The organism is Elusimicrobiota bacterium (assembly GCA_040757695.1).
In the GTDB taxonomy this organism is placed as follows: Bacteria; Elusimicrobiota; UBA8919; order UBA8919; family UBA8919; genus JBFLWK01.
In genome coordinates, this window is record JBFLWK010000167.1 from 1 (window position 1) to 2,489 (window position 2,489).

The window sequence follows — 2,489 nt, forward strand, 5'->3', positions numbered from 1 at the left end:
GCTTTCACGTCAATTTTTTATAGGTTCCTTTATAATATGTCTCAGCATTTATTAGCAAGCGTGTCTGATGAATCAGACCACCCTATTTCTCATTAGAGAAATGGGAAATTTGCCAAACTACAGATAAATTATAATCCCTTATATTCTGTTTTTTGATATCTACATTAGATTCTTTGGTTTTTAAGTTAGGCATAGTAAAAGAGAATAATTCCAAATCATTTTTCTCAACTTGCTTGATTGCCCTTCGTGGGATTTCATCACTTACATTGCCTTCTCCCATACCAGCCCACAGTATTTTACTTGTGTTAGTGTCAATCAGTCGTAAACTTAATTGTGTTTCCGCTATTCTCTTTTTCATTTTTCCTGTTGAGCCCTTGTCATATCTTAAACCAAGTTCTAAAATACGATATGCTAATAATCTGTCAACACCCAAGATTTCTCCACTTTTTTGGATATCTAATTTTATTTCAGAATTAATAGTAGATTCTTGTTCTAAAATTTTGTTTTCGCCTTTCAACTCAATTTTTTCTGTTTTTGTATTTCCATCTTGAGTAGTGATTGTAATTGTTTCTTTTGTCGGCACAGGATTGGTAACTTGATGACTGATTAAACTAGCTGATAAATTATATTTAAATCCATTAATTTCTCTGGCAATTTTACCAAGCAATTCTTTATCCCGCTCTACTACAGAATATCCTTTTGATACTAATCCAGTAATCAATGCATCCTGAACCATTGAATTAATTGGTTCATCGTCTGCGTTATTACTTTCAGCATTCAAATCAACTATAGTTATTTTTCCCTCTCGTGTTCCAGGGATATTTTTAACTGACTGCTCTACCGACTGTCTAACGAGATAGGCATTACTCGGATACCTCAAAATTTTTCCACAGCCTAATGTTAAAACCAACAAACAAATTACTAATAAAAAATTCTTATTCACCGTAGTTCCTCCTTGCATTCACCCCAAAACAAAAAGGGGCAGAGTCATATTTTCAGGCAAGCAAACCGACCAAGGAAAGTCTTCCTTCCAATACGACATGCCCCAAAATAAGCATGTGTATTGGTCAGTTTGCTACTTGAAATAATAAATTTCTAAAAAGAACTAATCAAATAAAAAATTTATGTTTTTTTGTATGTTTCAATAAAATCTTCAGACAAGTACTCCTGTTTCAGCGACAAATGCTTCTATTATTGGCGGTTCAATTTTTAATACCTGTCTGCCGAATGTTTTAATATGAAATCTTATTGCTGATTTAACATCTGCTAATGCTTCTTCATATGTATTACCTTCTCCGACAACTGCACCTTTTAATCCTAACGGATATGCAACATAACCATCAGGATGTTTTTCAACTATAATTTTGATCTGCTGATTCATAAAAACCTCCTGCTATATTTATAACAAAAAAGTATTATTTTGTCAAGTTAAACTTTTCTTACCGCTTTAACAAAAGCAAGCATTTTATCATAATCCTTGCGGGTTGGAGTGCGTTCTATACCTGAGCAGACATCAACTGCAAACGGTTCAACTTTTTTTATCGCATTCGTTACATTTTCAGGCGTAAGTCCTCCGGACAAAAATATAGGTTTTCCTGCTTTTTTTATTTCAACCGCTAAATCCCAGTTGAATGTCTGCCCAGTCCCGCCTTGAAGATTTTCTACAAACGTATCAAACAAAAAATAATCAATACTTTTATACCCGAACAAGTGTTCGGTGCCGAACATTTGTTCGGTTTGTAGCATTTCCGAACATTTGTTCGGTTTTTGTTCGGTTTTAACAACTTCGCTCGTCGGTTGATTTCTAAACAGTGGTTGATTTCCGAACATTTGTTCGGGTTTAATACGGAATACTTTTATGATTTGAGGTCTGTTTTCCCATAAACTATTTGCTGGAACAGTATTAGTAATTCTTTCTTTAAGTTCATCACAAAATTCGGGCGTTTCGTTTCCGTGTAGTTGGATTAATTTTAATTGCACTTTTTTTACTATTTTCAGTATGGTTTCAATTTCTTCATCTACAAAAATACCAACTGATTTTACAAACTCTGGTAATTTTGAAACAATCCGTTTTGCCATATCAACTGAAATTTTTCTCGGACTGTTTTTGTAAAAATTAAGTCCTATAAAATCTACACCGGTATTTGCCGCCCACAAAGCATCCTTTTCATTCGTAATCCCGCAGATTTTGATTTTTGTCATATAATTATATCCTTATCCAACGCATCAATAAGAACATTGACAACATCTGGTGCGAACTGTATCCCGGCATATTTGCTAAACTCCTGCTTGGCAATCGCTGTTGGCAGTTTTTTCCTGTAAGGTCTATCGCTTGTCATTGCATCCAAAGTATCTGTTATATTTATCCTGAAAAATGCGTGAAAACGCTGTTTTTTGACATGACTTCGTCGGAACAACTTTAATGTTCATTTGCAAATCGACCTATTTTAATAGTGACCGTACTTTTTTAGCATTGCTGAATAGTTCTT

4 protein-coding genes are annotated in these 2,489 nt (G+C 34.1%); all 4 read right to left on the reverse strand.

Annotated elements, in window-relative coordinates; all coding sequences use genetic code 11:
* Positions 1-82 precede the first annotated feature (82 nt).
* The 4 genes from AB1349_13665 to AB1349_13680 all read right to left on the reverse strand — a co-directional run bounded on the left by AB1349_13665 (position 83) and on the right by AB1349_13680 (position 2,417).
* Complete coding sequence (locus AB1349_13665) at positions 83-943, reverse strand: CsgG/HfaB family protein (GenBank protein ID MEW6558373.1); 861 nt, start codon at positions 941-943, stop codon at positions 83-85.
* A 210-nt stretch (positions 944-1,153) separates the two neighbouring features.
* Positions 1,154-1,381, reverse strand: coding sequence for a type II toxin-antitoxin system HicB family antitoxin (locus AB1349_13670; GenBank protein ID MEW6558374.1), 228 nt, complete (start codon positions 1,379-1,381; stop codon positions 1,154-1,156).
* A 47-nt stretch (positions 1,382-1,428) separates the two neighbouring features.
* Positions 1,429-2,202, reverse strand: coding sequence for a phosphoribosylanthranilate isomerase (locus AB1349_13675; protein ID MEW6558375.1), 774 nt, complete (start codon positions 2,200-2,202; stop codon positions 1,429-1,431).
* Positions 2,199-2,417, reverse strand: coding sequence for a hypothetical protein (locus AB1349_13680; protein MEW6558376.1), 219 nt, complete (start codon positions 2,415-2,417; stop codon positions 2,199-2,201). Before AB1349_13680 ends, AB1349_13675 begins: the two co-directional genes overlap by 4 nt.
* Between the last annotated feature and the right edge of the window lie 72 nt (positions 2,418-2,489).